The sequence below is a fragment of the Pseudomonas sp. 18173 genome (assembly GCF_050432945.1).
Taxonomy (GTDB): Bacteria; Pseudomonadota; Gammaproteobacteria; order Pseudomonadales; family Pseudomonadaceae; genus Aquipseudomonas.
Window position 1 is genome coordinate 204,235 of record NZ_JBKFTN010000001.1, and the last position, 25,964, is coordinate 230,198.

The window sequence follows — 25,964 nt, forward strand, 5'->3', positions numbered from 1 at the left end:
TAGCTCAATGGGTTACCACTTCATCTCGCCCTTCGCGACCTTGGCACTCAGCTCCAGGGAGCTTTCATCACCCAGGGTCGGGAAGCGTTTTTTCATCGCGGCGATCAGTGCGGCAGAATCCTTGGCCTTGGCGGTTTCTTCATCGAAGGCCTTGATGTAGTCGGCGGTGAACTGCACAGAGCCCAATGAACCCGTGCTGTCGCCCAGGTAATGACCCGGCACCACGGTCTTTGGCTTCAGGGTTTCAATGGAATGCAGCGTAGCCAACCAATCGGCGTGGGACTGCGGCGTTTGGGTGTCAGCCATCCACACGTGGATGTTTTGCGCCACCACGACACCCCCGACGACGGCCTTGATCGATGGAATCCACACGAAACTGCGATCCGGCTGCGGGCCCTCAAGCCCCACCACCTGCAGCTTCTGCCCTTCGAGGATCAGGCTGTCGCCCTTGAGCACCTCCGGCACGATGGTTTTGGCCGGCACATCGGCACCCATTTTCGGGCCCCAGAACGCCAGTTTGCCGTCGACGGTGTGCTTGATGTGGTCAACGGTCGGCTGCGAAGCCAGGACCCTGGCCTTGGGGAACGCGGCCGTCAGGGTATCGAGGCCGAAGTAGTAGTCCGGGTCACCATGACTGATGTAGATGGTGGTCAATTGCTTGCCGCTGGCGCGGATTTTTTCCACCACCTGTTCGGCCTGGGACCTGCCGAATTGCGCATCCACCAGAATCGCTTCCTTTTCGCCGCTGACCAGCACCGAGGTCACCGGGAAGATGGCTTTTTCGCCGGGGTTGTAGACATCCAGCGTCAGGGTCGAGGCGGCTGCATGGGCGGCGAAACCGAGGGTAGCGCTTGCCAGTAAAACTCGCTTGAGAAGGGTGAGTCCGATCATCTGTTGCTCCGTTGTCCGATGCCGTGATTGGCGATAGAACAGAGCTTAGTTGCCTGACTCAGTACAAAAAATGCGATGCTTGAACATAGTTTGTTTCTGAAAGCGGGCAAATCATGGATCGTCTTCAAGCAATGCGTGTGTTCGTCACGGTGGTCGACCTCGGCAGCCAGTCGGCCGCCGCCGATCATCTGGAGTTGTCACGGCCGGTGGTGTCGCGGTATCTGGCTGAACTGGAAGACTGGGTCGGGGCGCGCCTGATGCACCGCACCACGCGTAAATTGAGCCTGACCGCCGCCGGCAACGAGATCCTGCCGCGCTGCCGGCAGATGCTCGACTTGTCCACTGACATGCAAGCCGCCGTCAGCGAGCCGGATGACGCACCGCGCGGCCTGTTGCGGATCAGTGTCAGCACCTCCTTCGGCCAGGCGCAACTGGCCGATGCCATGGCCGCCTATGTGCGACGCTACCCCGGCGTCAGCATCGACATGCAGATGCTCGACCGCACCGTGAACCTGGTGGATGAGCGCATCGACCTGGCGATCCGCACCAGCAACGACCTGGACCCGAACCTGATCGCCCGTCGCCTGACGGTTTGCCGCTCGGTGATCTGCGCTTCCCCCGCTTACCTGCGCGAGCATCCGGCGCCGCAACGGGTCGAGGACCTGAGCCGGCACAATTGCCTGACCCATTCCTACTTCGGCAAAAGCCTCTGGCATTTCGAGCAGGATGGCGAACAGGTTTCAGTACCGGTGCAGGGCAACATCAGCGCCAACGAGGCCAGCACGCTGTTGCGCGCAACAATCGCCGGTGCCGGGGTGGCGATGCTGCCCACCTACCAGGCCGGCGTGCACATCCACAGCGGCGAACTGATTCGCCTACTGCCCACGGCCGAACCCCGGCAAATGAACGTGTATGCGGTGTATGCCTCGCGCAAGCACATGCCGGCGGCGTTGCGCAGCCTGTTGGACTTTCTGGTGGAGAGGTTTCCGCAAGAACCGCAATGGGATATCGGCCTGTAACCGGATCAATTGTGGGAGCGGGCTTGCTCGCGAAGAGGTCGGTACATCCGATGCAAATTTTGCGCATGAAATATCGCTTTCGCGAGCAAGCCCGCTCCCACAAGTGGAAGTCATCAGTGGTCTGAATGGCGCGTTATGGCTGGTAACTCACCGGCGCTGACCTATGCTCAAAGTAATACCGAAAGGTATTCGTTCAGAGGTCAACGCCATGAACATCAAGACACGAAGATACCTCGCGATCTTCATCACCTGTGCGGTCACGCTAGGGTTGTATGGCGCTGCCGCCTGGCGCGTCGAGCAACTGCGTAACCTGCCCCGTGATTACGCCAGCTGCAACTTCGAGCGCTGCATTCCCCACAACGCCACCCTCAACGCCCTCCGGTAACGAAGGGGGTCAGGCTTCGTTGTCCTGATCGGCCTTCAAGCGGTCGCGGAACGCCTTGGGCGAAATCCCCACGCGACGCCGGAACAGGCGCGTGAAGTTGGTCGGATCGGAAAACCCCAACACGTCGGACATTTCATAAATGGTCATGCTGGTGTAGGTCAGCAAACGCTTGGCCTCCAGCAATTGCCGCTCGTGCATGATCTGCAACGCCGGTTGCCCCGCCAGCTCACGACAGGTGCCGTTGAGGTGCGACACGGAAATCCCCAGCCGGTGCGCCAGGTCCTCGACCTTGACGTGCTGGCGGTAGGTCTCTTCCACCAGTTGAATAAAGCCGTTGAGGTATTCCCGGGCCCGCTGCGGTCGCGCCATCGCGGTGCGACGCTGGATCACCTGGCGGCTGACCCACACCACGATCACGCTGACCAGCGAATGCATGAGCATTTCCCGCGCCGGTTGATGGCTGTTGTATTCGTTCTGCAGGGCAGTGAACAGGCTGTTGAGGTACTCGGCGTCATCGCCTGCCGAGTAACTTTCGGCCTGGGCCAGGGCGTTGACCGACTGTCCCAGCTGCATCTGCAGGTGGGCAATCAGCGGTGCGGCCAGGGTCACGACAAACCCTTCCACGTCTTCGCCAAAGCGAAAGCCGTGCACCGACAGCGGCGGCAGGATCTGGATGACCGGTTCCACCAGTTGCGTGCGCCTGCCTTCGATTTCAAGCTCTGCCTGACCTTTGAATACGAAGAGCAACTGGCACAAATCAGCGTGGCGGTGGGGTTTGATTTCCCAATGATGTTCGCTACTGCGTTTGGAAATGGTTTCACAGTGCAGCAAGTCCGGGGTCGGCCAATCCAGGCTTTCACCGTAGAGCTTGAACACCGGAATCGAAGGCATGTCAGGCTTGTTCATCACTTCAATCCAGGCCTCGGAGTAGATGACGGGCGATAATCGCACCGATTGGCAGAATGTACAGCTATCGACTCAGTTTTCACCTTCAATTGACAGACTCGCAAGGGAAAAATGCAAGCACTCGATCCATAAAAATCACTCACCGGCCCTGGTCGCGTGAAGCTTGCGAGTCATAAAAACAATGAAAACACTGAAAACCCAGGTCGCCATCATTGGTGCCGGCCCTTCAGGCTTGTTGCTCGGCCAATTGCTGCACAACGCCGGCATCGACACCCTCATTCTAGAACGTCAGACCCCGGACTATGTACTCGGCCGAATCCGCGCCGGCGTGCTTGAACAAGGCATGGTAGAGCTGTTGCGCCAGGCTGGTGTAAGCCAGCGCATGGACGCCGAGGGGCTGGTGCACGGCGGCTTCGAACTGGCCCTTGACGGGCGCCGGGTACACATCGACCTGCACGCCCTGACAGGGGGCAAAACCGTGATGGTCTATGGCCAGACCGAAGTCACCCGCGACCTGATGGCCGCTCGTCGGGAGGTCGGTGCGCAGACGATTTATCAAGCCGAAAACGTCGTCCCCCACGGCCTGAAAACCGACGAAGCGTTTGTCACTTTTGAGAAGGACGGAGAGACCTGGCGTCTCGATTGCGACTACATCGCCGGTTGCGACGGTTTCCATGGAGTGGCGCGGCAATCGATCCCCGCCGAATGCCTGAAAATATTCGAACGAGTCTATCCCTTCGGCTGGCTGGGGATTCTGGCCGATACCCCGCCGGTCCACGATGAGCTAGTCTACGCCCGTCATGAGCGCGGTTTTGCCCTGTGCAGCATGCGTTCGTCGACACGCACCCGTTATTACCTGCAGGTGCCCGCCAGCGATCATGTCGAAAACTGGTCGGACCAACGTTTCTGGGACGAACTCAAAGCCCGTCTGCCAGTCGATCTTGCACAAAAACTGGTGACCGGACCGTCCATCGAAAAAAGCATCGCGCCGCTGCGCAGCTTCGTGGTTGAACCGATGCAGTACGGGCGAATGCTCCTGGTCGGCGATGCCGCGCACATCGTCCCGCCCACCGGTGCCAAGGGCCTGAACCTGGCCGCCAGTGACGTCAGTACCCTGTTCAACATTCTGCTCAGGGTTTACCGCGAAGATCGCGTCGATTTGCTGGAGAAGTACTCCGAAATTTGCCTGCGCAGGGTGTGGAAGGCTGAGCGATTCTCCTGGTGGATGACGTCGATGTTGCACCGTTTCGACGACCACGATGCCTTCAGCCAGCGCATTGCCGAATCGGAACTGGAGTACTTCATCGGCTCGGAAGCGGGTCGCAAGACCATTGCGGAAAATTACGTCGGGCTTCCATACGAGACTATCGAATAGCTTGCTATCGACTTACACTGGCGAGCACTCCCGCTCGCCTTGCTCCTTGCGGGTCAATCACTGCCCACAGGTTTCCCGTGACCAATCTCCACCAGCCTGAAATGCCCAAACCCGCCATCCGTAGCGTGCTGATCGCCCTGATGCTGGCGATCTTTCTCGGGGCGCTGGACCAGACCATCGTCGCCGTTTCGATGCCGGCCATTTCCGCGCAGTTCAAGGACGTCAGCCTGCTGGCCTGGGTGATTTCCGGCTACATGGTGGCCATGACCGTGGCGGTGCCGATCTACGGCAAACTGGGCGACCTGTACGGGCGGCGCAAGCTGATGCTGTTCGGCATGGGCCTGTTCACCCTGGCGTCGCTCTTTTGCGGCATGGCACAGAGCATGGAGCAACTGGTGCTGGCGCGAATTTTCCAGGGCATCGGGGCCGGCGGGATGATTTCGGTAAGCCAGGCGATCATCGGTGACATCGTGCCGCCACGGGAACGCGGCCGGTACCAGGGCTATTTCAGCAGCATGTACGCGGTGGCCAGCGTGGCCGGCCCGGTGCTCGGCGGCTACATGACCGAATACCTGTCCTGGCGCTGGGTGTTCCTGATCAACCTGCCGCTGGGCCTGGGCGCCTGGCTGGTGGCTTATCGCACGCTGGTGGGCCTGCCGATTCCGCAACGCAAACCGGTCATCGACTACCTTGGCACCGTACTGATGATCATCGGGCTGACAGCGTTGTTGCTGGGTATCACGCAGGTCGGTCAGGGGCATTCCTGGCGCAGTACCGAAGTGCTGGTGTTGCTCGCTTGTGCGGTGCTGGTGCTGGGGCTGTTTGTCGTTCATGAGCGGCGGGCACGGGAGCCCTTGCTGCCCATGCATCTGTTCGCCAACCGCAATGCGATCCTGTGCTGGTGCACGATTTTCTTCACCAGTTTCCAGGCCATCTCGCTGATTGTGCTAATGCCATTGCGCTTCCAGAGCGTGACCGGCGCCGGTGCCGACAGTGCCGCCCTGCATCTGTTGCCTCTGGCCATGGGCTTGCCGATTGGCGCGTATTTCGCCGGCCGCCGTACTTCCGTGACCGGACGCTACAAACCGATGATCCTCAGCGGTGCTGCACTGATGCCCATCGCGATACTTGGCATGGCGTTCAGCCCGCCGCAGGCATTCGTCGTGAGCAGCCTGTTCATGTTGCTCTGCGGGATTTCCTCCGGCATGCAGTTCCCGACGTCATTGGTCGGCACGCAGAACTCGGTGGACCAGCGCGACATCGGCGTCGCCACCAGCACCACCAACCTCTTCCGCTCGCTGGGCGGTGCCGTGGGTGTGGCGTTGATGTCGGCGCTGCTGCTGGCGTTGTTGCAGGATTCAAGTTTTGCGCACCTGGCCGGCTCCTCCCTGATCGTCGAGGGCAGTTCAGGCAATGTGCTGCTCGACGGCTTGAACGCCGCACCGGGTGACGCGCAGAACGCTCTGCGCGCCGAGTTGCTGTTGACGTTCCGGCACTTGCTGACGGTCAGTGCGGTGGTGTCGCTGCTGGGGCTGGCGGCGGCGATTGCCATGCCGAACATGCTGTTGCGCGGGCGCGAGGATAAGGTTCGGTAGGCAGACCGCGTCGCCTGTATTCGCGAGCAAGCCCGCTCCCACATTAGACCGAGTTCTTCATGAACACGCGGCCAACTGTGGGAGCGGGCTTGCTCGCGAAAGCGGTCTGACAGTCACTACGGTTCAAGTGCTGTAATACCCGACCGCCACCAGAAAATGCCCGACTTTCTTCAGGTAGGCATGTTTGTTCTCGACCTTGCCGGTCACCGGGTTTTTCCAGCGGTATTGGTATTCGCCGTAATCCTGCCCGGCCATCAACGCCAGAATCGGCTCGCCTACCGGTTTGCCTTCCGGGTCCTCGACCTTGCTGAAGTCGGTATTGACCAGCCGCAGGTTGGTGCCGTGGGCCACATAACGCCGGTTATCCAGGTCGACGGCAAACACATACAGGTCATCCTGCAGGTAGCCGCCCTTGAGGGAGTTGATTGCCGTCAGGGTGCCCTTTTCGTCCTTGGCCAGATCGGTTGCCGCTTTGTTCAGCAAGGCCATGGCCTGTTCGGCGGATGCCCGTGGCAGGTAATAACCGACCGCCAGAATCCGCTGGCCCACGCGCTGGTAGTAGACATGCTTGCGCTCGACCTTGCCGTCATTCCAGTTCTGCCAGCGATACTCCGCCTGCTGAATGCCATTGCCTTCCGGCACTTTCAGGGCCTCCTTGAAGGTTTTCTGCAAATCCGGCCCAAGCACTTCCGAGACGTCCCGACCAATCAATGCCGATGACGGCCCGCCACTGGCAAGCATCACGCCCTTGGTGTCGAGCACAAAGACATAACGGTCCTTGTCGACAAACTCACCCTGGCGGCTGAATGCCGCCAAGGCCTTGTCGCCATTCTGGTGGTAGTAAGCCAGGGCTTTTTCCAGCAGGGCGATGGCCGCCTTGCTGTCGTCCTTCTCCGTCCCGGCGGCTTGCACCTGGCCCAGGCACAATAAAAACATACCGCACAGCAAGGCGAACCTATGCAGAAACCCCATTGCGCATCCCTCGTTCTTGATGGTGTTTCAAGAGCGTAGACGGCAAGGGGGATGTATGAATATTCGCCAGAACATGGTCATAGGCTTTTGTGGCGAGGGGGCTTGCCCCCGTTGGGTGGCGAAGCCGCCCCAAATCCATTCGCCGCGGTTTACCAGATCAACCGCGGTGCCTGATTTACGACTGCTGCGCAGCCGAACGGGGGCAAGCCCCCTCGCCACAACAAGCTCCCTCGACACAAGTGTTCTGATTACTGCCGGGTGCGCAGTTGCTGCTGAAGGTTCTGGATTTGCGCCTGGAGGGTATTGATGTTGCGGGTGACCTGACTGCGGAACGCATCGAATTCGGCGGTGTTGGTCGATCCCTGAGCAGCGGCTGGACGGTTATCCTGCACGCTTTTGAGCACGACCATGTCTTGCTCGAGTCGCTCGATGGCAGCGCTCGGGTTGCCCTGTTTCTTCAGCGCGGTGATATCGGCGCCCAGGCTCTTGAGCTGTGCATCGAGTTTTTCCGAGTCGGACGGGGCACTTTTCACGGCGGCCAATTCGGCGCTCAAGGCTTTGACCTGGGCCTGCAACTGCGTATTGGCCGCCTGGTGTTCATTGTCCTGTGCAGTCAACTGCACCAGGCGTTTGTCCAGTTCGGCCGATTGCGCGGTCATTTGTGCCAGTCGCTTGTCCAGATCCGAAGCCTGGCCGGCAACACCTTGCTGCTGGGCGTTCTGGTCCTGGAGTTTGCTTTCCAGCTGGCGGATTTGCAGCTTCAGGGCCTCGCTGTCGGTGGTGACACTGGTCTGGCTGGCAACCACCTTTCCGGAAATGTCCTGCAGGCGCCCCGCCGCTTCTTCGCTGATTCGCGCAAAGCTTTCCTGGGTCGCCACCAGTTGCTGTTCCATCAGGGAAATCTGCTGGAAGCTCCACCACGCCAGGCCCGCGAACGCAAAGAACAACGCCCCGACCAACGCCCACAGGGGACCGGTACTCGCCGCCTTGACCTTCACCACCGGCGCCGTGCGCGAATGCACGACCGTGCGGGCAGTCGGCGGAAAGTCGTCATCGAGAACGTCTGCACGCAGGCTCGGTACATCGTCGAAGTCGTCGTTGGCATCGTTACGCATGGACATTGAGTCAACCTTAGTCAATCACATAATGGCTTTATGCCGCGCAGTATAAACCCCACAGCCGTAACCATTGACCCTGAAGCCCGGTACCGGTTCAGTGAGGGCGCGTTGAGCGAGCGTCAGCGAATATCCTGTGCCTTCCACCAGCCGCAGAATTCATCGAGCGCGGTCCAGAGGCTGACCTTGGGATCGTAATCCAGATAATGCCGGGCGCGGCTGATGTCCAGGGTGAAATTTTTGTTCATGACCTGCATGCCCAGGCGCGACAGCGTCGGTTCGGGGCGCCCCGGCCACAACTTGCACGCCCCCTCGTTGAGCGCCGCCACGCTGTAGGCCAGGCCGTAGGAACGGTAGCGGGTGACCTGTGGGACTTGCATGTTGCGCATGACGTAATTGACCACGTCCCACAATGGAATCGGTGTGCCGTTACTGATGTTGTAAGCCTTGCCCAGCGCCGAACCGCTGGCCAGCAAGCTGCTGAGCAACGCCTCGTTGAGGTTTTGCACACTGGTGAAGTCGACTTTGTTCAGACCGTTGCCGATGATCGCCAGGCGCCCCTTGCGCTGCATGTTCAACAGGCGCGGGAAGATGCTCATGTCGCCGGCCCCGGTGACGAAACGCGGGCGCAGGGCCAGGGTTTCCAGACCGAACTCCTGGGCGCCGAAGACTTTTTGCTCGGCCAGGTACTTGGTGGCGGCATAAGGGTGCTTGAAGCGCTTGGGCACCTGCTCTTCGGTCAGGCCCAGGTGATCGCGGCCATCGAAGTAGATCGACGGCGACGACAAATGCACCAGCCGCCGAACCCGTTGTTTCAGGCAGGCTTCGACCACGTTCTCGGTGACCTGGACGTTGCCTAGATGGAAGTCCTGGTAACGCCCCCATAGGCCGACGGCACCAGCGCAATGCACCACGGCTTCGACATCCGCACACAGTTCGCGCGCCAGCTCCGGGTCGCTCAAATCGCCCTGGACGAACTCGGCTCCGCGGCGTACCAGATGCTCCACACTCTCGGCCCGGCGACCGTTGACCCGTACGTCCAGGCCCTGCTCCAGGGCAAAACGCGCAAAGCGCCCGCCGATGAAGCCGCTTGCGCCGGTAACCAGAATCTTCATGAATTGCTCCGAATATTTCGTTTTGCGTATTACGTGAGGTCTTGACGCTGCGCGTCAGTCCAAGGGCACCAGCCATTGCTTTGATGCGCTGACCAATTGATCGGTGAGCAGCCCCAGCAACTGACCACCATTACGCCAATGATGCCAGTACAGCGGCACATCGATTGGCTTATCTGGCAGCAGCTCCCGCAATACGCCCCTTTCAAGTTGCTCGCGCACCTGCAGTTCCGGAACCAGACCCCAGCCCAGACCGGCTTCCGTCAGACGGATGAATCCTTCCGAAGACGGGCATAAATGGTGTTCGAAACCACCCTCGACGCCGAGGGATGCCAGATAGCGATGCTGCAGGAAATCGTCCGGGCCAAACACCAGTGCCGGGCTTCGCGCCAACTGATCGGCGCGCACGCCTTGCGGAAAATGCCGGGCAATAAAGGCAGGGCTGGCCAGCGCACGGTAACGCATCGCCCCCAGCAGCACGCTGCGCGCGCCCGCCACCGGACGCTCGCTGGCGCAGACACAGGCTGCCACTTCACCGGCGCGCATGCGCTTGAGGCCCACGGTCTGGTCTTCGACCACCAGGTCCATCAACAGATGTTGTTCCGCGCAAAAAGCCCCCACCGCTTGCGCCCACCAAGTGGCCAGGCTGTCGGCGTTCAGGGCGATGCGCAGGCGTTCCGGCAGGCCCTCTTCATCCAGCGCCGGCACCAGGCTTTGCAGATCCCGTTCAAGCAAGCGCACCTGCTGCACGTGGTTGAGCAAGCGTCGACCGATTTCCGTCGGCGTTGGCGGCGTCGCCCTTACGATTACCGGTTGGCCAACCCGTGCTTCCAGCAGCTTGATGCGCTGGGAAATTGCCGATTGCGACAAGCCCAGCACCTGGGCTGCCCGTTCAAAACCGGCTTGTTCGACCACAGCGGCCAGGGCGGAAAGCAATTTGTAGTCGAACATCAGTTTTCCTAATGAGCGATCAGCATGATTTGTTTTTCTTATACAGCCTGCACAAGGACAATGACCAGCAAGAACTCTTGAACAAGGATCACCCACATGGCTGGCGAAACTTCATTGGCAACGCTGCTGCGCAGCATGAGCCCGCAACTCAATGCCGGCGAATACGTGTTCTGCACCCTGCGCGACGGCAAATTGCCTACAGGTCTGGAGATTGTCGGCAGCTTCCGCGAACAGGAAGGCCTGACCGTGATTCTCGAACGCTCCCACGCCGAAAAAGCCGGATTCAGCTTCGACTACATCGCCGCCTGGATCACCCTGAACGTGCATTCGGCCCTCGAAGCGGTCGGCCTGACCGCCGCGTTCGCCACGGCATTGGGCAAGGCCGGCATCAGCTGCAACGTGATTGCCGGCTACTACCACGACCATTTGTTTGTCGGCCAGGCCGACGCCGACCGTGCCCTGCAAGTGTTGCGGGATCTGGCAGCCAACGCGGAGTAAACGTCATGTGGCAAAGTTATGTGAACGGGCTGCTCGTGGCCTTCGGCCTGATCATGGCGATCGGCACCCAGAATGCGTTTGTCCTGGCGCAAAGCCTGCGGCGTGAACATCACCTGCCGGTAGCGGCACTCTGCGTGGCCTGCGACGCCCTGTTGGTGGCGGCCGGGGTATTCGGCCTGGCGACCGTACTGGCACAGAATCCGACACTGTTGGCGATCGCCCGCTGGGGCGGCGCAGCGTTTCTGTTGTGGTACGGCAGCCAGGCACTGCGCCGGGCCTTTTCGAAACAGAGCCTCGAGCAAGGCGAGAACCAGACCGTACGCTCGCTGCGGGCGGTGATGCTCAGTGCGCTGGCGGTCACGCTGCTCAACCCGCACGTCTATCTGGATACCGTTTTGCTGATCGGCTCCCTGGGCGCACAACAAACCGAGCCTGGCGCTTATGTCGTCGGCGCGGCCAGTGCCTCGCTGCTGTGGTTCTTCACCCTGGCGCTCGGTGCCGCATGGCTGGCACCGTGGCTCGCCCGCCCAAGCACCTGGCGAATTCTCGATCTGTTGGTGGCGGTGATGATGTTTGCCGTAGCGCTGCAGTTGATCGCGGCCATCTGATCCGCACAAGCTCTATTCCACACAGTTGTTGCGTGGTTATGCCGCCCCCCCGGTGCTATGATCCGACTCCCTGCGCCGCAAAGAGTACAAACTCCCCGGCGCTTGTCTGGCCGCCCGTGATCGGCCTTGCGCTCACCGCAACTGACCTGACTAGGAGAATCATCATGGCTTTCGAATTGCCGCCGCTGCCTTACGCACACGATGCCCTGCAGCCGCACATCTCCAAGGAAACCCTGGAGTTTCACCACGACAAGCACCACAACACCTACGTCGTGAACCTGAACAACCTGGTGCCAGGCACCGAGTTCGAAGGCAAGACCCTGGAAGAAATCGTCAAGACTTCCTCGGGCGGTATCTTCAACAACGCCGCTCAGGTCTGGAACCACACTTTCTACTGGAACTGCCTGGCGCCAAACGCTGGCGGCCAACCAACCGGCGCACTGGCTGAAGCCATCAACGCGGCTTTCGGTTCGTTCGACAAGTTCAAGGAAGAGTTCAGCAAGACTTCCATCGGCACCTTCGGTTCCGGTTGGGGCTGGCTGGTGAAGAAGGCTGACGGTTCCCTGGCCCTGGCCAGCACCATCGGCGCCGGCAACCCGCTGACCAACGGCGACACCCCGCTGCTGACCTGCGACGTCTGGGAACACGCCTACTACATCGACTACCGCAACCTGCGTCCGAAGTACGTTGAAGCGTTCTGGAACCTGGTTAACTGGAAGTTCGTGGCTGAGCAGTTCGAAGGCAAAACCTTCACCGCTTAAGCTCGATGCCAGTCAAAAAAACCCGGCTTATGCCGGGTTTTTTATTGCCCGGGATTTTCAGCGTTCGGCAGGGCCTGCTCGCGAAGAACGATAACGCGGTCAGTCGGCCAACTACTGCGGATCGAGGTTATCCAGCGCGCGATTCACCGCCAGCTCCGCCAACATGACAATCTGCGAAATGGCCAGCGCCGTGTTGCGCTGGGGGCCAGTCAGGCAGGTGGCGAAATCACTCGCCATGACATTGGCTGAAGCCAGTGATTCACAGGCGTGGGCGAGGAGGCTTTCAGTGTCCATGTCGGGGACGATCATGAACATGGTGCGGGGGCTGTAGGGTTTGGGGGTGTTGCAGGGGGGATCGGGGATTAATTTGTCCATAAAACCATTCCTCTAGCGCTGAGGCCACCACTTGCCGTTTCTCACGCGGTGAAGAGGTGGCAGCTATGTGCGAGGTGAGAAACCGGTATGGACACCCGGGCCAGACCTAAGTCTGCCCGCACACAGCCGCCATGACGCATTTACAGACAGCGGATTAGCTGGCGGCGATTATGCGTGCACAGGTTCTGGATGACCATAAGTAGCCGGGTTCTCACACCCGGTCGCTGAGTTTTCAGCGACCGCCAAAGGCTATTCAGCCCGCTTCCGACGGACAACCTGAAAACTGCGTGGGAAACTTCTGGCGCTTTCCTACACCGCAATAACTCCCAAAACGTAACGGGAGCGTCCCGGGCCAGTTAAAAACTGTTACCTATGTGCTTGAACTGTTTTGTTACCTATGTGGGTGAGTCATACCTCCCCGGTTGTTAGTCGGGACCTGTGGCCACTGAAGATCCCTGTAGGAGCGAGCTTGCTCGCGAAAAACGTCCGGACACCGCGGGCATTCAGGCAGCCCGCGTCATCGTTGACGTCCATCGCGAGCAGGCTCGCTCCCACAGAAGAGCAGAGCAAAGGCAGATCGGCGAACACCCGCTCTGCTCTTCACCAAACAACAGGCCGAGCGTTAGCTCGCCTGCAGCTCTTGATCTTGATCCACCCGCCCCCTCGGCAGGCCTCGTTCCGGCGTTCATCCGGGGAATGGCGCGCAGCGCCGTTCGACGCAGTCGAACACATTGCAGGGAGGTGCAGCGAAGCAAACCGTAGGGCAATGCCCCCGGATGAATGCCGGAGCGAAGGAACCCCGAGCCTAGGCGAGGGGCCGTACGTTCGGGGCGAGACTTTTTGGTTCCTTTTGGCTGGGCCGGCACTCCGGGCGTTTGACAAAAGGGCCTCGCCGTAAGGGCGAAACCACCAGCCGCCGTTACCGCAGCAACGGATATGTCCCCCACCCCCAAAAAAACCCGAACGAAGCCAATTTCCCACAACATAACCAGCCTCCAGCCCCTTGCTCCCCCGCCCACGCCGACTAACATCAAACAAAAGGAAAATATCTCCACCCCCCCCTCAAGTTGAAGGACTCGACAACCGACACAGTACTAATAGGCAAACTCGCCAGGACAACTGCAAATCGGCCAAGCTGCAGGCAAAATCCCCCAAGGATGATTGTCCCTTTGACTGCCATCACGGGATTGCCAATACTCATGGCAACTTGATGCTACCCGCACGGAACAAGGAATAACCCTTTGAAGCTGGAACTCAAGAACAGCTTGTCGGTGAAGTTGCTCCGGGTCGTGCTCCTGTCGGCATTGATCGTCGGCGTAGTCTTGAGCTGCGCGCAGATCGTGTTCGATGCCTATAAAACACGCCAGGCCGTCGCCAACGATGCCGAGCGCATCCTCGACATGTTTCGCGACCCCTCGACCCAGGCCGTCTACAGCCTGGACCGGGAAATGGGCATGCAGGTAATCGAAGGCCTGTTTCAGGACGACGCCGTGCGCCAGGCCTCCATCGGCCATCCCAACGAAGCCATGCTCGCGCAAAAATCCCGCGAACTGCAGCACTCCAACAGTCGCTGGCTGACCGACCTGATTCTTGGCAAGGAACGCACCTTCACCACCCAACTGGTCGGTCGCGGCCCTTACAGCGAGTATTACGGCGACCTGAGCATCACCCTTGATACCGCCACCTACGGCCAGGGATTCATCGTCAGCTCGGTGATCATCTTCATCTCCGGCGTGTTGCGCGCGCTCGCCATGGGGCTGGTGTTGTACCTGGTCTATCACTGGCTGCTGACCAAGCCGCTGTCGCGGATCATCGAGCACCTCACGGAAATCAATCCGGATCGTCCCAGCGAACACAAGATTCCGCTGCTCAAGGGGCACGAGAAAAACGAACTGGGTATCTGGATCAACACCGCCAACCAATTGCTCGAATCCATCGAACGCAATACCCATCTGCGCCACGAAGCGGAAAACAGCCTGTTGCGCATGTCTCAATACGACTTCCTGACCGGACTGCCCAACCGCCAGCAATTGCAGCAGCAACTGGACAAGATCCTTATCGACGCCGGCAGGCTGCAACGCCGGGTCGCGGTATTGTGTGTCGGCCTCGATGACTTCAAGGGCATCAACGAGCAGTTCAGCTACCAGACCGGCGACCAGTTGCTGCTGGCCCTGGCCGATCGCCTGCGCGGTCACAGTGGTCGCCTGGGCGCCCTCGCCCGCCTTGGTGGCGACCAGTTCGCCCTGGTCCAGGCCGATATCGAGCAACCCTACGAAGCCGCCGAGCTGGCGCAAAGCATTCTCGATGACCTGGAGGCGGCGTTCGCCCTCGATCACCAGGAGATCCGCCTGCGCGCCACCATCGGTATCACCCTGTTCCCCGAGGACGGCGACAGCACCGAGAAGTTGCTGCAAAAGGCCGAGCAGACCATGACGCTGGCCAAGACCCGCTCGCGCAACCGCTATCAGTTCTATATCGCCAGCGTCGACACCGAAATGCGCCGCCGCCGCGAACTGGAAAAAGACCTGCGCGATGCGCTGATCCGCAATCAGTTCTACCTCGTCTACCAGCCGCAGATCAGCTACCGCGACAACCGCGTGGTGGGCGTCGAAGCCCTGATTCGCTGGCAGCATCCCGAGCACGGCCTGGTGCCGCCAGACCTGTTCATCCCGCTGGCCGAACAGAACGGCACCATCATTGCCATCGGCGAATGGGTGCTGGACCAGGCCTGCAAGCAATTACGCGAGTGGCATGACCAGGGCTTCAGCGACCTGCGCATGGCGGTCAACCTGTCCACGGTCCAATTGCACCACGCCGAACTGCCACGGGTGGTCAACAACCTGCTGCAGATGTACCGCCTGCCGCCCCGCAGCCTGGAGCTGGAAGTCACCGAAACCGGCCTGATGGAAGACATCAGCACGGCGGCCCAGCACCTGCTCAGCCTGCGTCGCTCCGGCGCGCTGATCGCCATCGATGACTTCGGAACCGGCTATTCATCCTTGAGCTATCTGAAAAGCCTGCCGCTGGACAAGATCAAGATCGACAAGAGCTTCGTTCAGGACCTGCTCGATGACGACGACGATGCAACCATCGTTCGCGCCATCATCCAGCTGGGCAAGAGCCTGGGCATGCAGGTGATTGCCGAAGGCGTGGAAACCGCCGAGCAAGAGGCCTATATCATTTCCGAAGGCTGCCACGAAGGTCAGGGCTATCACTACAGCAAGCCGTTGCCGGCACGGGAACTGGGTCTGTACCTGAAGCAGGCCCAACGCAGTAACGCCGCTATTTTGTAAAAAACCCGCAACCCTGTTTTTTGAAGGAGCGAGCTTGCTCGCGATGGTCGTGAACGATAACGCACTCATTCTGGATGAGCGCATTGTTCTCAGGTTCATCGCGAGCGAGCTCGCTCCTACAGAGTTGCGACCCGCGTTCTGTGAATAAGAAATATTTCCAGGTACAACCCTTTACACATAATGCGAAAGATTTGCATTATGTCGCAGTTTTGCGTGCGCATAGCACGACTCCACCCTCTATCGAAGCAGGATGTTCGCCATGATTCGTATGCCTCTGGCTACCGCCAGTCTGTTGGCCATCGCTATTTCCCTCGCCGGTTGCGGCGAAGGCAAAGACAAAGAAAAAGCTGCCGCGCCTGCGCCAGCTGCCAGCACTGCGGCTGCCCCGGCTGCTCCAGCCGCTGCGCCTGCCGCTGCCGGTAAAGTCGACGAAGCCGCCGGCAAAGCCGTTGTCGCGCACTACGCCGACATGGTTTTCGCCGTTTACAGCGATGCCGAATCCACCGCGAAGACCCTGCAAACCGCCATCGACGCCTTCCTCGCCAAGCCGAACGCCGACACCCTGAAAGCCGCCAAGGCTGCCTGGGTTGCCGCTCGCGTGCCTTACCTGCAGAGCGAAGTATTCCGCTTCGGCAACACCATCGTTGACGACTGGGAAGGTCAGTTGAACTCCTGGCCGCTGGACGAAGGCCTGATCGACTACGTCGACAAATCCTACGAACACGCCCTGGGCAACCCGGGTGCCACCGCCAACATCATCGCCAACACTGAAGTGCAGATCGGCGAAGACAAGGTCGATGTCAAAGACATCACCCCGGAAAAACTCGCCAGCCTGAACGAGCTGGGCGGTTCCGAGGCCAACGTCGCCACCGGCTACCACGCCATCGAATTCCTGCTCTGGGGCCAGGACCTGAACGGCACCGGCCCAGGCGCCGGCAACCGTCCGGCCTCGGACTACCTGGAAGGCAAAGGCGCTACCGGTGGCCACAACGACCGTCGTCGTGCCTACCTGAAAGCCGTGACCCAGCTGCTGGTCAGCGACCTGGAAGAAATGGTCGGCAACTGGAAGCCGAACGTGGCCGACAACTACCGCGCCACCCTGGAAGCGGAACCGGCTGAGTCCGGCCTGCGCAAAATGCTGTTCGGCATGGGCAGCCTGTCCCTGGGCGAACTGGCGGGCGAGCGCATGAAGGTTTCCCTGGAAGCCAACTCCCCGGAAGACGAACAGGATTGCTTCAGCGACAACACCCACAACTCGCACTTCTACGATGCCAAGGGCATTCGTAACGTGTACCTGGGTGAATACACCCGTGTCGACGGCACCAAAATGACCGGCGCCAGCCTGTCGTCCCTGGTGGCCAAGGCCGACCCGGCTGCCGACACCGCGCTGAAAGCCGACCTGGCCGCCACCGAAGCCAAGATCCAGCTGATGGTTGATCACGCCAACAAGGGTGAGCACTACGACCAGTTGATCGCTGCCGGCAACACCGCGGGCAACCAGATCGTCCGTGACGCCATCGCGTCGCTGGTCAAGCAGACCGGTTCGATCGAAGCCGCCGCTGGCAAACTGGGCATCAACGACCTGAACCCGGACAACGCTGATCACGAATTCTGATCAACGCTGGCTGAATGAAAAAGGCGACCTGCGGGTCGCCTTTTTTGTACCTGCCCGAATGAGCCCGCCTGTAGGAGCGAGCTTGCTCGCGATGGACGTGAACGGTGACGCGTGCTGTCTGGAAAAATGCGTTGCCTTCGAATTCATCGCGAGCAAGCTCGCTCCTACAGGGGATCGTGGTTTGTAGATAAACCCTGCCCCACATCAAGCAAACGATAATTCCTCTTATTCAAATTCGTATCCCCTGTTAGACTTTGCGCCCTTGTTTTGCTCGTCTTGCAGGATGTCTGATGCCCCCGCTGCCTCTTCGCTTGTCCGCACTGTTTCTGGCCCTGGGCCTGAGTGCCTGCGATGACGCCCCGAAATTCACCCGGGCTGAACCCGGTGAAGCCCGCTCCGGCGGCGGTGCGACGGTGCGCAAGACCGATCAGAACGCGTTTTCGATGCCCTCGGCGAACCTGGCGCCGTCTCGGCGTGTGGATTTCAGCGTCGGCAACAGTTTCTTCCGCAGCCCCTGGGTGATCGCCCCGTCGACGACGACCGCCCGCGATGGCCTCGGCCCACTGTTCAACACCAATGCCTGCCAGGGCTGCCACATCAAGGACGGGCGCGGCCATCCGCCGACTCCGAACGATGCGAATGCCGTGTCGATGCTGGTACGCCTGTCGATTCCCGACGCCCCGGCGTATGCCAAGGTCATCGAGCAGCTCGGCGTGGTGCCGGAGCCCGTCTACGGCGGTCAGTTCCAGGACATGGCCGTGCCCGGTGTGGCCCCCGAAGGCAAAGTGCGGGTCGATTACACCGCCGTGCCGGTGCGTTTCAAGGACGGCACCGAAGTCGAGCTGCGCAAGCCAAGCCTGAACATCACCCAACTGGGTTATGGACCGATGCACCCCGACACCCGTTTCTCGGCGCGTGTGGCACCGCCGATGATTGGCCTGGGCCTGCTCGAAGCGATCCCCGATGAGGCGATCCTGGCCAACGCCGAGGCACAAGCCAGGGCGAACAACGGCATCAGCGGGCGTCCTAACCAGGTGTGGGACGATGCGCGGCAAAAGACCGTGTTGGGACGCTTTGGCTGGAAAGCCGGACAACCGAACCTCAATCAACAAAATGTTCATGCGTTTTCCGGTGACATGGGCCTCACGACCAGCCTGAGACCCTTTGATGACTGCACGGACGCGCAAATTGCCTGCAAGCAGGCACCCAGTGGCAACGGCCCGAATGGCGAGCCGGAAGTCAGCGATAACATCCTGCGCCTGGTGCTGTTCTACAGCCGCAACCTCGCCGTCCCGGCCCGTCGTGACGTCAACGCCCCTGAAGTGCTGGCCGGCAAGACCCTGTTTTACCAGGCCGGTTGCCAGTCCTGTCACACACCGAAATACACCACCGCCGCCAACGCCGCCGAACCTGAACTGGCCAATCAAGTGATTCGCCCGTACAGCGATCTGCTGCTGCACGACATGGGCGAAGGCCTGGCGGACAACCGTACGGAATTCCAGGCCAGCGGCCGCCAATGGCGTACCCCGCCGTTGTGGGGCATCGGCCTGACGCAAGCGGTCAGCGGCCATACCCAGTTCCTGCACGACGGCCGCGCCCGCAATCTGCTCGAAGCCGTGCTCTGGCATGGCGGCGAAGCGACTGCGGCGCAGCAACAGGTTTTGTCTTTCAATGCCGAGCAGCGCACCGCGTTGCTGGCGTTCCTGAATTCCCTTTAACACGCATTCCACTCGCGGGAGCCCGACATGTTCCGTCCGAAATTGTTGTTCACCAGCCTTGCCGCACTCGCCCTGGGCGCCTGCTCGCCGCAGGACCCGCAAGCGGTCACGTCGGCGGCCATCGCCAAATCGGTGATCCTGCCGACCTACACCCGCTGGGTTGAAGCCGACCGTCAATTGGCAATCAGCGCCCTCGCCTACTGCGAAGGCAAGGAAACCCTGGAAACCGCCCGTGCCGATTTCCTGCATGCGCAAAAGGCCTGGGCCGAGCTGCAACCCTTGCTGATCGGGCCATTGGCCGAAGGCAACCGTTCGTGGCAAGTACAGTTCTGGCCGGACAAGAAAAACCTGGTCGGCCGTCAGGTCGAGCAACTGGTCACCGCCCAGCCGCAGATCGATGCCGCCGCACTGGCCAAGTCCAGCGTTGTGGTACAGGGTCTCTCGGCCTACGAATACATTCTGTTCGACAGCAAGCCTGACGTCGCCAACGCTGAACAGAAGGCCAGGTACTGCCCGCTGTTGGTCGCGATTGGCGAACGCCAGAAGCTATTGGCCGAAGAGATTCTGCAAACCTGGAACAACACCGACGGCATGCTCGCGCAAATGAGCAAGTTCCCGAACCAGCGCTACGCAGACTCCCACGAAGCGATCGCCGATCTGCTGCGCGTGCAGGTCACCGCCATCGACACCCTGAAGAAAAAACTCGGCACGCCAATGGGCCGCCAGACCAAGGGCGTTCCGCAGCCGTTCCAGGCCGATGCGTGGCGTAGCCAGTCATCCCTGACCAGCCTTGAGGCCAGCCTCGCGGCCGCTAAAACGGTCTGGGAAGGTGTGGATAACAAAGGCCTGCGCAGCCTGTTGCCGAGCGAGCAGAAACCGTTGGCCGACAAGATCGATGCAGCCTACGCCGCCTCGCTGAAACTGTTCGCCGGCAACCAGCGCTCGCTGACCGAAATGCTTGGTGACGACGCCGGTCGTCAACAGCTCAATGACCTGTACGAAAGCCTCAACGCTGTACATCGCCTGCACGAGGCTGATCTGGCCAAGGCGCTGGGCATCCAACTGGGCTTCAACGCCAACGACGGTGACTGATGAGGGCGAGTTCCATGCTGCGGCGCCAGGTTCTGACATTAGGTAGTTTGTTGCTGGGTGCGGTGACGCTGGGCGGCTGGAAGCTGTTCAAGCAAAAGGACAAGAGTCCGTTGTTGCTTTCGGCACGGGACGATACCGATGGCCAGCATTACGCCGTCGGTTATCGGCTGGACGGCACCCAGGTGTTCGCCACCCGGGTCGGCCAGCGTTGCCACGACATCATCAACCACCCGACACAGCCGATTGCGCTGTTTGTCGCCCGCCGTCCGGGTACCGAGAGCTACCTGATCGACCTGCGCGACGGCGCGCTCCTGCAAACCGTGGTGTCACAGCCGAACCGGCACTTCTACGGGCACGCGGTCATTCACCACGGCGGCGACTGGCTGTACGCCACCGAAAACGACACCACCGATCCGGGGCGCGGCCTGCTCGGCGTGTATCAATTCGAAGGCGAACGACTGGTGCACCGCGGTGAAATTTCCACCCACGGCCTCGGGCCGCACCAGGTGTCGTGGATGCCCGACGGCGAAACCCTGGTGGTGGCCAACGGCGGGATCCGCACCGAGGCCGAAAGCCGGGTGGAGATGAACCTCAACGCCATGGAACCAAGCCTGGTCTTGATGCAGCGCGACGGCACCCTGCTGAGCAAGGAAACCCTCGCCCAGCAGATGAACAGCGTGCGTCATCTCGCCATCGCCAGCGACGGCACCATCGTCGCCAGCCAGCAGTTCATGGGCGCGGCCCACGAGTCGTCGGAGCTGTTGGCGATCAAGCGCCCCGGTCAGCCTTTTGTTGCGTTCCCGGTGCCCGAGCACCAGTTGCAGGCCATGGGGCACTACACCGCCAGCGTCGCGATACACAGCGACTTGCGCCTGGTGGCGTTGACGGCACCGCGGGGCAACCGTTTTTTCATCTGGGACCTGGACAGCGGCGAAGTACGCCTGGATGCACCACTGCCCGATTGCGCCGGGGTCGGCGCCGTGGCCGACGGTTTTGTCGTGACCTCGGGTCAGGGCCGCTGCCGCTACTACGATTGCCGCCAGACAACTCTTGTTGCAAAACCGCTGGAGCTACCCGCAGGGCTCTGGGACAACCATCTGCATCTGATGGCCTGATTCATTGAGAAAATCGCCGCCTTGGGCCGCGCCTGCATCGGGATGACGGACACCCCGCAGGCGCGGCCCAAGGCGGCGAATTTTTTCAGGCTTTCCCCCCTCTAATACATCACAACCTGTAAAAACGGCAGCCGGATTACCCTCTACACTCCCGGTAATGTGCCCCGCTGTCTCACCTGATTTCCTCCAAGGAACTGGAATATGCTGCGTCGCCGCATGCTGATCATGTTAGGTGTGGTTCTGTTGATTGTGCTGGTCCTGGCTGCGTACAAAGCCTTCTCGATCTATACGATGGTTCAAGGCTACGCAGCACCCAGGCCGGCCATCAGCGTTGCCGTGGCCACCGCCGCCGAACGCCCATGGCAAGCCCGCCTGCCTACCGTGGGCACGCTCAAGGCTTTGCAAGGCGTGGACCTGAGCCTGGAGACCGATGGCACCGTCATTGACGTCCAGTTCGAGTCAGGGCAGAAGGTCAAGGCCGGTCAACCCATCGTCCGGCTCGACAGTGCCGTGGAAAGTGCCTTGCTCGAAACTGCCCTGGCCGACCTCGGGCTGGCCCAGGTGGACTTCAACCGAGGCAGCCAGCTGGTGGGCAGCCAGGCGATTTCCAAAGGTGAGTTCGACCGGCTCTCGGCGGTCCTGAAAAAAAGCAGGGCCACGGTCAATCAGCTCAGGGCTGCGCTCGAGAAAAAACGCATCATCGCGCCGTTCACCGGCACCATCGGCATTCGCCAGGTGGACGTTGGCGACTATGTGGCCACCGGCACCATGATTGCCACCCTGCAAGACATCAGTAGCCTGTATGTCGACTTTTTCGTGCCCGAGCAGTCGGTGCCCAGGATTGCCCTCGGCCAGCCAGTGCAGGTCACTGTCGCGGCGTATCCGACCCTGGAGTACCCTGCCACCATCAGTGCAATCAACCCCAAAGTCGAGAACAGCACCCGTAACGTGCAGGTTCGCGCCACCCTGGCCAACCCCGATGGCAAGTTGCTGCCCGGCATGTTCGCCAGCCTCCAGGTACTCATGCCCGACCCGCAGCCGCGCATCGTGGTACCGGAAAGCGCGATTACCTACACGCTCTACGGCAACTCGGTGTATGTGGCCGTCCCCAAGAAGGCCGAAGACGGCAGCCCGCAAAAGGATGACAAGGGCCAGCCGGTGCTGATCGCCGAACGGCGTTTTGTCGAAACCGGCGAACGCCGCGACGGGCTGGTGATGGTCACCAAAGGTGTGCAGAGCGGCGATAAAGTGGTGACCGCCGGCCAGCTCAAACTGGACAATGGCGCACACATTGCCATCAGCGATGACAAGACCCTGGCTGAGCAGAGCAGCCCGCCACGCGCGGACTGATCAAGGAATCCCCATGGCATTTACCGACCCGTTCATCCGCCGCCCGGTCCTCGCGACCGTGGTCAGCCTGCTGATTGTGCTGCTGGGCTTCCAGGCCTGGGGCAAACTGCCGCTGCGCCAGTACCCGCAAATGGAAAACGCCCTGATCACGGTGACCACCGCCTACCCCGGGGCCAACGCCGAGACCATCCAGGGCTATATCACGCAACCGCTGCAGCAAAGCCTGGCGAGCGCCGAGGGCATCGACTACATGACCTCGGTGAGTCGCCAGAACTTTTCGGTGATCTCGATCTACGCACGCGTCGGCTCCAACAGCGACCGTCTGTTCACCGAACTGCTGGCCAAGGCCAACGAGGTCAAGAGCAAGCTGCCCCAGGACGCTGAAGACCCTGTGCTGAGCAAGCAATCTGCCGATGCGTCCGTGCTGATGTACATGAGCTTCTTCAGCAAGGAATTGAACAACCCGCAGATTACCGATTACCTGTCACGGGTGATCCAGCCGAAACTGGCGACCTTGCCCGGCATGGCCGAAGCCGAGATCCTCGGCAATCAGGTATTTGCCATGCGCCTGTGGCTGGACCCGGCGAAGCTCGCGGGTTTCGGCCTCAGTGCCAGCGATGTGACCAACGCGGTGCGCCAGTACAATTTCCTCTCGGCCGCGGGTGAGGTGAAAGGCGAATACGTGGTCACCAGCATCAACGCCAATACCGAACTCAAGTCCGCCGAAGCCTTCGGGGCCGTTCCGCTCAAGATCGATGGCGACAGCCGCGTGCTGCTGCGGGATGTGGCGCGGGTGGAAATGGGCGCGGAAAACTACGACACCATCAGTTCGTTCGGTGGCACCCCTTCGGTGTACATCGGCATCAAGGCGACGCCCGGCGCCAACCCGCTGGATGTGATCAAGGAAGTGCGCAAGATCATGCCGGAACTCGAGGCCCAGCTACCGCCGAACCTCAAGGGTGAAATCGCCTATGACGCCACCCGGTTCATCCAGGCCTCGATCGACGAAGTGGTGAAAACCCTGTTCGAAGCGGTGCTGATCGTGATCGTGGTGGTGTTCCTGTTCCTCGGCGCCCTGCGTTCGGTGGTGATCCCGGTGGTGACCATCCCGCTGTCGATGATCGGCGTCATGTTCTTCATGCAGATGATGGGGTACTCGATCAACCTGCTCACCCTGCTGGCGATGGTACTGGCCATCGGCCTGGTGGTGGACGACGCCATCGTGGTGGTGGAAAACATTCACCGCCACATCGAGGAAGGCAAGACACCGCTGGACGCCGCCATTGAAGGCGCCCGGGAAATCGCCATGCCGGTGGTCTCGATGACCATCACCTTGGCGGCGGTGTATGCGCCGATAGGCTTCCTGACCGGCCTGACCGGGGCGCTGTTCAAGGAGTTCGCCCTGACCCTGGCGGGCGCGGTGGTGATTTCCGGAATCATCGCCCTGACCCTGTCGCCGATGATGTGTGCATTCCTGCTGCGCCACGATGAGAACCCCAGTGGCCTGGCCCATCGCCTTGACCTGATTTTCGAAGGCCTCAAGCGCCGCTACCAGAGCATGCTTCACGGCACCCTCAGCACCCGCCCCGTGGTGCTGGTGTTCGCGGTGATCGTGTTGTGCCTGATTCCGGTCTTTCTCAAATTCACCAAGTCGGAGCTGGCACCGGATGAAGACCAAGGCATCATTTTCATGATCGCCAATGCCCCGCAACCGACCAACCTCGACTACCTGAACACCTACACCGACGAGTTCGTCTCGATCTTCAAGGCGTTTCCCGAGTACTACTCGTCGTTCCAGATCAATGGTTTCAACGGCGTGCAATCAGGCATCGGCGGTTTCCTGCTCAAGCCGTGGAACGAGCGCAGCCGCACGCAAATGTCGATCCTGCCCGACGTCCAGGCCAAACTGGAAAAGATCCCGGGGTTGCAGATTTTCGGCTTCAACCTGCCATCCCTGCCGGGCACCGGCGAAGGCCTGCCGTTCCAGTTCGTCATCAACTCCGCCAACGATTACGAATTGCTGCTGCAGGTGGCCGACCGGGTAAAAAAACGGGCGATGGAATCCGGCAAGTTTGCATTTGTGCACGTTGACCTGGCCTTCGACAAGCCGGAAGTGGTGGTGGATATCGACCGCGCCAAGGCCGCGCAGATGGGGGTTTCCATGCAGGACCTGGGGGGCACCCTGGCAACCTTGCTGGGTGAAGCCGAGATCAACCGTTTCACCATTGAAGGTCGCAGCTACAAAGTCATTGCCCAGGTCGAACGGCCGTTTCGCGACAATCCGCACTGGCTGAACAATTACTACGTGAAAAACGCCAAGGGCGAACTGTTGGCGCTATCGACCCTGATCACCGTCTCTGACCGGGCTCGACCGCGACAGCTGAACCAGTTCCAGCAACTCAACTCGGCCACCCTGTCCGGAGTGCCGATGGTGAGCATGGGGGAAGCCGTCGACCTCATGAGCCAGATCGCCCGGGAAGAGGCACCTGCCGGTTTTGCCTTCGACTACGCCGCCGCATCGAGGCAATACGTTCAGGAAGGCAGTGCCCTGTGGGTCACTTTTGCCCTGGCACTGGCGGTGATTTTCCTGGTCCTGGCGGCCCAGTTCGAAAGCTTCCGCGACCCGCTGGTGATCCTGGTCACGGTACCGCTGTCTATCTGCGGTGCATTGATTCCGCTGTTCCTGGGCTGGTCGAGCATGAACATCTACACCCAGGTCGGGCTGGTGACGTTGATCGGGCTGATCAGCAAGCACGGCATTCTGATCGTCGAGTTCGCCAACCAGCTACGCAAGGACAAGGGCCTGACGGCACGGGAGGCCGTGGAGGAAGCGGCGGCCATCCGCCTGCGGCCGGTGCTGATGACCACCGCGGCGATGGTATTCGGCATGGTGCCATTGATCATCGCCAGCGGTGCGGGCGCGGTCAGCCGCTTCGACATCGGCACGGTCATCGCGACGGGCATGTCGATCGGCACACTGTTCACCCTGTTTGTGTTGCCCTGCATCTACACGTTGCTGGCCAAACCGGATAAACGCTGATGCAGTAAAACCTGTGGGAGCGGGCTTGCTCGCGAATGCGGGGTGTCAGACAACATAGTTGTTGAATGACAGGCCGCATTCGCGAGCAAGCCCGCTCCCACACAGGTCAGCGTTGAACCTGAAATCTGGGCAAAAAAAAGGCCTCGCATCAGCGAGGCCTTTCATTTGGGCTTCAATC

The 25,964-nt window shown here is 60.7% G+C and carries 21 protein-coding genes; 14 read left to right on the plus strand and 7 right to left on the minus strand.

From position 1 onward, the window contains the following. Positions 1-12 precede the first annotated feature (12 nt). Complete coding sequence (locus ACLD1X_RS00920; RefSeq protein ID WP_429365738.1) at positions 13-891, minus strand: MBL fold metallo-hydrolase; 879 nt, start codon at positions 889-891, stop codon at positions 13-15. 113 nt (positions 892-1,004) lie between these two features. On the opposite strand from ACLD1X_RS00920, the gene ACLD1X_RS00925 reads away from it, so the two are divergent. Next, entirely contained in the window at positions 1,005-1,910 is a 906-nt protein-coding gene (locus ACLD1X_RS00925) for a LysR family transcriptional regulator (RefSeq protein ID WP_429365739.1), read from the plus strand. 208 nt (positions 1,911-2,118) lie between these two features. Next, complete coding sequence (locus ACLD1X_RS00930; protein ID WP_172901564.1) at positions 2,119-2,295, plus strand: hypothetical protein; 177 nt, start codon at positions 2,119-2,121, stop codon at positions 2,293-2,295. A gap of 9 nt (positions 2,296-2,304) precedes the next feature. Here the strand turns inward: ACLD1X_RS00930 and ACLD1X_RS00935 are convergent, their stop codons facing one another. Further along, positions 2,305-3,201: a helix-turn-helix domain-containing protein gene (locus tag ACLD1X_RS00935; protein WP_429365740.1), complete on the minus strand. Its 897-nt coding sequence runs from the start codon at positions 3,199-3,201 to the stop codon at positions 2,305-2,307. 190 nt (positions 3,202-3,391) lie between these two features. Between ACLD1X_RS00935 and pobA the strand changes: the two genes are divergently transcribed. Both pobA and ACLD1X_RS00945 read left to right on the plus strand, forming a co-directional pair. After that, positions 3,392-4,576, plus strand: a complete 1,185-nt coding sequence (gene pobA / locus ACLD1X_RS00940) for a 4-hydroxybenzoate 3-monooxygenase (RefSeq protein ID WP_429365923.1) — start codon at positions 3,392-3,394, stop codon at positions 4,574-4,576. Positions 4,577-4,653: 77 nt separating this feature from the next. Continuing rightward, entirely contained in the window at positions 4,654-6,171 is a 1,518-nt protein-coding gene (locus tag ACLD1X_RS00945; RefSeq protein WP_429365741.1) for an MDR family MFS transporter, read from the plus strand. Positions 6,172-6,294: 123 nt separating this feature from the next. Here ACLD1X_RS00945 and ACLD1X_RS00950 read toward each other — a convergent pair whose 3' ends face one another. The 4 genes from ACLD1X_RS00950 to ACLD1X_RS00965 all read right to left on the minus strand — a co-directional run bounded on the left by ACLD1X_RS00950 (position 6,295) and on the right by ACLD1X_RS00965 (position 10,321). Beyond that, entirely contained in the window at positions 6,295-7,143 is an 849-nt protein-coding gene (locus ACLD1X_RS00950; protein ID WP_429365742.1) for a cache domain-containing protein, read from the minus strand. Between the two features lie 248 nt (positions 7,144-7,391). After that, entirely contained in the window at positions 7,392-8,264 is an 873-nt protein-coding gene (locus ACLD1X_RS00955) for an ATPase (protein ID WP_429365743.1), read from the minus strand. Between the two features lie 116 nt (positions 8,265-8,380). Further along, positions 8,381-9,373 carry an NAD-dependent epimerase/dehydratase family protein gene (locus ACLD1X_RS00960; RefSeq protein ID WP_429365744.1) on the minus strand — a complete coding sequence of 331 codons (993 nt, stop codon included), beginning with the start codon at positions 9,371-9,373 and terminating at the stop codon, positions 8,381-8,383. A gap of 54 nt (positions 9,374-9,427) precedes the next feature. Then, on the minus strand, positions 9,428-10,321 hold the full coding sequence (locus ACLD1X_RS00965) for a LysR family transcriptional regulator ArgP (protein WP_429365745.1): 894 nt from the start codon (positions 10,319-10,321) through the stop codon (positions 9,428-9,430). A gap of 96 nt (positions 10,322-10,417) precedes the next feature. Here ACLD1X_RS00965 and ACLD1X_RS00970 point away from each other — a divergent pair, with 96 nt between their 5' ends. From ACLD1X_RS00970 to ACLD1X_RS00980, 3 genes are all read left to right on the plus strand, one after another. After that, on the plus strand, positions 10,418-10,819 hold the full coding sequence (locus ACLD1X_RS00970) for an ACT domain-containing protein (RefSeq protein ID WP_429365746.1): 402 nt from the start codon (positions 10,418-10,420) through the stop codon (positions 10,817-10,819). Between the two features lie 5 nt (positions 10,820-10,824). Continuing rightward, on the plus strand, positions 10,825-11,427 hold the full coding sequence (locus tag ACLD1X_RS00975) for a LysE/ArgO family amino acid transporter (RefSeq protein WP_429365747.1): 603 nt from the start codon (positions 10,825-10,827) through the stop codon (positions 11,425-11,427). Between the two features lie 164 nt (positions 11,428-11,591). Beyond that, positions 11,592-12,188: a superoxide dismutase gene (locus ACLD1X_RS00980; protein ID WP_008022038.1), complete on the plus strand. Its 597-nt coding sequence runs from the start codon at positions 11,592-11,594 to the stop codon at positions 12,186-12,188. A gap of 111 nt (positions 12,189-12,299) precedes the next feature. Here ACLD1X_RS00980 and ACLD1X_RS00985 read toward each other — a convergent pair whose 3' ends face one another. After that, positions 12,300-12,563: a DUF6124 family protein gene (locus ACLD1X_RS00985; protein WP_429365748.1), complete on the minus strand. Its 264-nt coding sequence runs from the start codon at positions 12,561-12,563 to the stop codon at positions 12,300-12,302. Positions 12,564-13,804: 1,241 nt separating this feature from the next. Between ACLD1X_RS00985 and ACLD1X_RS00990 the strand changes: the two genes are divergently transcribed. The 7 genes from ACLD1X_RS00990 to ACLD1X_RS01020 all read left to right on the plus strand — a co-directional run bounded on the left by ACLD1X_RS00990 (position 13,805) and on the right by ACLD1X_RS01020 (position 25,786). Then, the gene (locus ACLD1X_RS00990) at positions 13,805-15,856 is read left to right on the plus strand and encodes a putative bifunctional diguanylate cyclase/phosphodiesterase (protein ID WP_429365749.1); all 2,052 of its coding nucleotides are present in this window, start codon (positions 13,805-13,807) and stop codon (positions 15,854-15,856) included. A 259-nt stretch (positions 15,857-16,115) separates the two neighbouring features. Next, positions 16,116-17,471, plus strand: coding sequence for an imelysin family protein (locus ACLD1X_RS00995; RefSeq protein ID WP_429365750.1), 1,356 nt, complete (start codon positions 16,116-16,118; stop codon positions 17,469-17,471). A 290-nt stretch (positions 17,472-17,761) separates the two neighbouring features. Beyond that, positions 17,762-19,189 (plus strand): di-heme oxidoredictase family protein, encoded by a 1,428-nt coding sequence (locus ACLD1X_RS01000; RefSeq protein ID WP_429365751.1) that lies wholly within the window; start codon positions 17,762-17,764, stop codon positions 19,187-19,189. 27 nt (positions 19,190-19,216) lie between these two features. Beyond that, positions 19,217-20,281, plus strand: a complete 1,065-nt coding sequence (locus tag ACLD1X_RS01005; protein ID WP_429365752.1) for an imelysin family protein — start codon at positions 19,217-19,219, stop codon at positions 20,279-20,281. Between the two features lie 14 nt (positions 20,282-20,295). Beyond that, positions 20,296-21,396 carry a DUF1513 domain-containing protein gene (locus ACLD1X_RS01010; protein ID WP_429365924.1) on the plus strand — a complete coding sequence of 367 codons (1,101 nt, stop codon included), beginning with the start codon at positions 20,296-20,298 and terminating at the stop codon, positions 21,394-21,396. Positions 21,397-21,597: 201 nt separating this feature from the next. Then, positions 21,598-22,746: an efflux RND transporter periplasmic adaptor subunit gene (locus tag ACLD1X_RS01015; RefSeq protein ID WP_429365753.1), complete on the plus strand. Its 1,149-nt coding sequence runs from the start codon at positions 21,598-21,600 to the stop codon at positions 22,744-22,746. Between the two features lie 13 nt (positions 22,747-22,759). Then, entirely contained in the window at positions 22,760-25,786 is a 3,027-nt protein-coding gene (locus ACLD1X_RS01020) for a multidrug efflux RND transporter permease subunit (protein WP_429365754.1), read from the plus strand. Positions 25,787-25,964: the final 178 nt, after the last annotated feature.

Excerpts from the sequence above, each read along its gene's own strand:
- ACLD1X_RS00920 (WP_429365738.1), bottom strand. The coding sequence starts at position 891 with ATGATCGGACTCACCCTTCTCAAGCGAGTTTTACTGGCAAGCGCTACC.
- ACLD1X_RS00925 (WP_429365739.1), top strand. The coding sequence starts at position 1,005 with ATGGATCGTCTTCAAGCAATGCGTGTGTTCGTCACGGTGGTCGACCTC.
- ACLD1X_RS00930 (WP_172901564.1), top strand. The coding sequence starts at position 2,119 with ATGAACATCAAGACACGAAGATACCTCGCGATCTTCATCACCTGTGCG.
- ACLD1X_RS00935 (WP_429365740.1), bottom strand. The coding sequence starts at position 3,201 with ATGAACAAGCCTGACATGCCTTCGATTCCGGTGTTCAAGCTCTACGGT.
- ACLD1X_RS00950 (WP_429365742.1), bottom strand. The coding sequence starts at position 7,143 with ATGGGGTTTCTGCATAGGTTCGCCTTGCTGTGCGGTATGTTTTTATTG.
- ACLD1X_RS00955 (WP_429365743.1), bottom strand. The coding sequence starts at position 8,264 with ATGTCCATGCGTAACGATGCCAACGACGACTTCGACGATGTACCGAGC.
- ACLD1X_RS00960 (WP_429365744.1), bottom strand. The coding sequence starts at position 9,373 with ATGAAGATTCTGGTTACCGGCGCAAGCGGCTTCATCGGCGGGCGCTTT.
- ACLD1X_RS00965 (WP_429365745.1), bottom strand. The coding sequence starts at position 10,321 with ATGTTCGACTACAAATTGCTTTCCGCCCTGGCCGCTGTGGTCGAACAA.
- ACLD1X_RS00970 (WP_429365746.1), top strand. The coding sequence starts at position 10,418 with ATGGCTGGCGAAACTTCATTGGCAACGCTGCTGCGCAGCATGAGCCCG.
- ACLD1X_RS00975 (WP_429365747.1), top strand. The coding sequence starts at position 10,825 with ATGTGGCAAAGTTATGTGAACGGGCTGCTCGTGGCCTTCGGCCTGATC.
- ACLD1X_RS00980 (WP_008022038.1), top strand. The coding sequence starts at position 11,592 with ATGGCTTTCGAATTGCCGCCGCTGCCTTACGCACACGATGCCCTGCAG.
- ACLD1X_RS00985 (WP_429365748.1), bottom strand. The coding sequence starts at position 12,563 with ATGGACAAATTAATCCCCGATCCCCCCTGCAACACCCCCAAACCCTAC.
- ACLD1X_RS00995 (WP_429365750.1), top strand. The coding sequence starts at position 16,116 with ATGATTCGTATGCCTCTGGCTACCGCCAGTCTGTTGGCCATCGCTATT.
- ACLD1X_RS01000 (WP_429365751.1), top strand. The coding sequence starts at position 17,762 with ATGCCCCCGCTGCCTCTTCGCTTGTCCGCACTGTTTCTGGCCCTGGGC.
- ACLD1X_RS01005 (WP_429365752.1), top strand. The coding sequence starts at position 19,217 with ATGTTCCGTCCGAAATTGTTGTTCACCAGCCTTGCCGCACTCGCCCTG.
- ACLD1X_RS01010 (WP_429365924.1), top strand. The coding sequence starts at position 20,296 with ATGCTGCGGCGCCAGGTTCTGACATTAGGTAGTTTGTTGCTGGGTGCG.
- ACLD1X_RS01015 (WP_429365753.1), top strand. The coding sequence starts at position 21,598 with ATGCTGCGTCGCCGCATGCTGATCATGTTAGGTGTGGTTCTGTTGATT.
- ACLD1X_RS01020 (WP_429365754.1), top strand. The coding sequence starts at position 22,760 with ATGGCATTTACCGACCCGTTCATCCGCCGCCCGGTCCTCGCGACCGTG.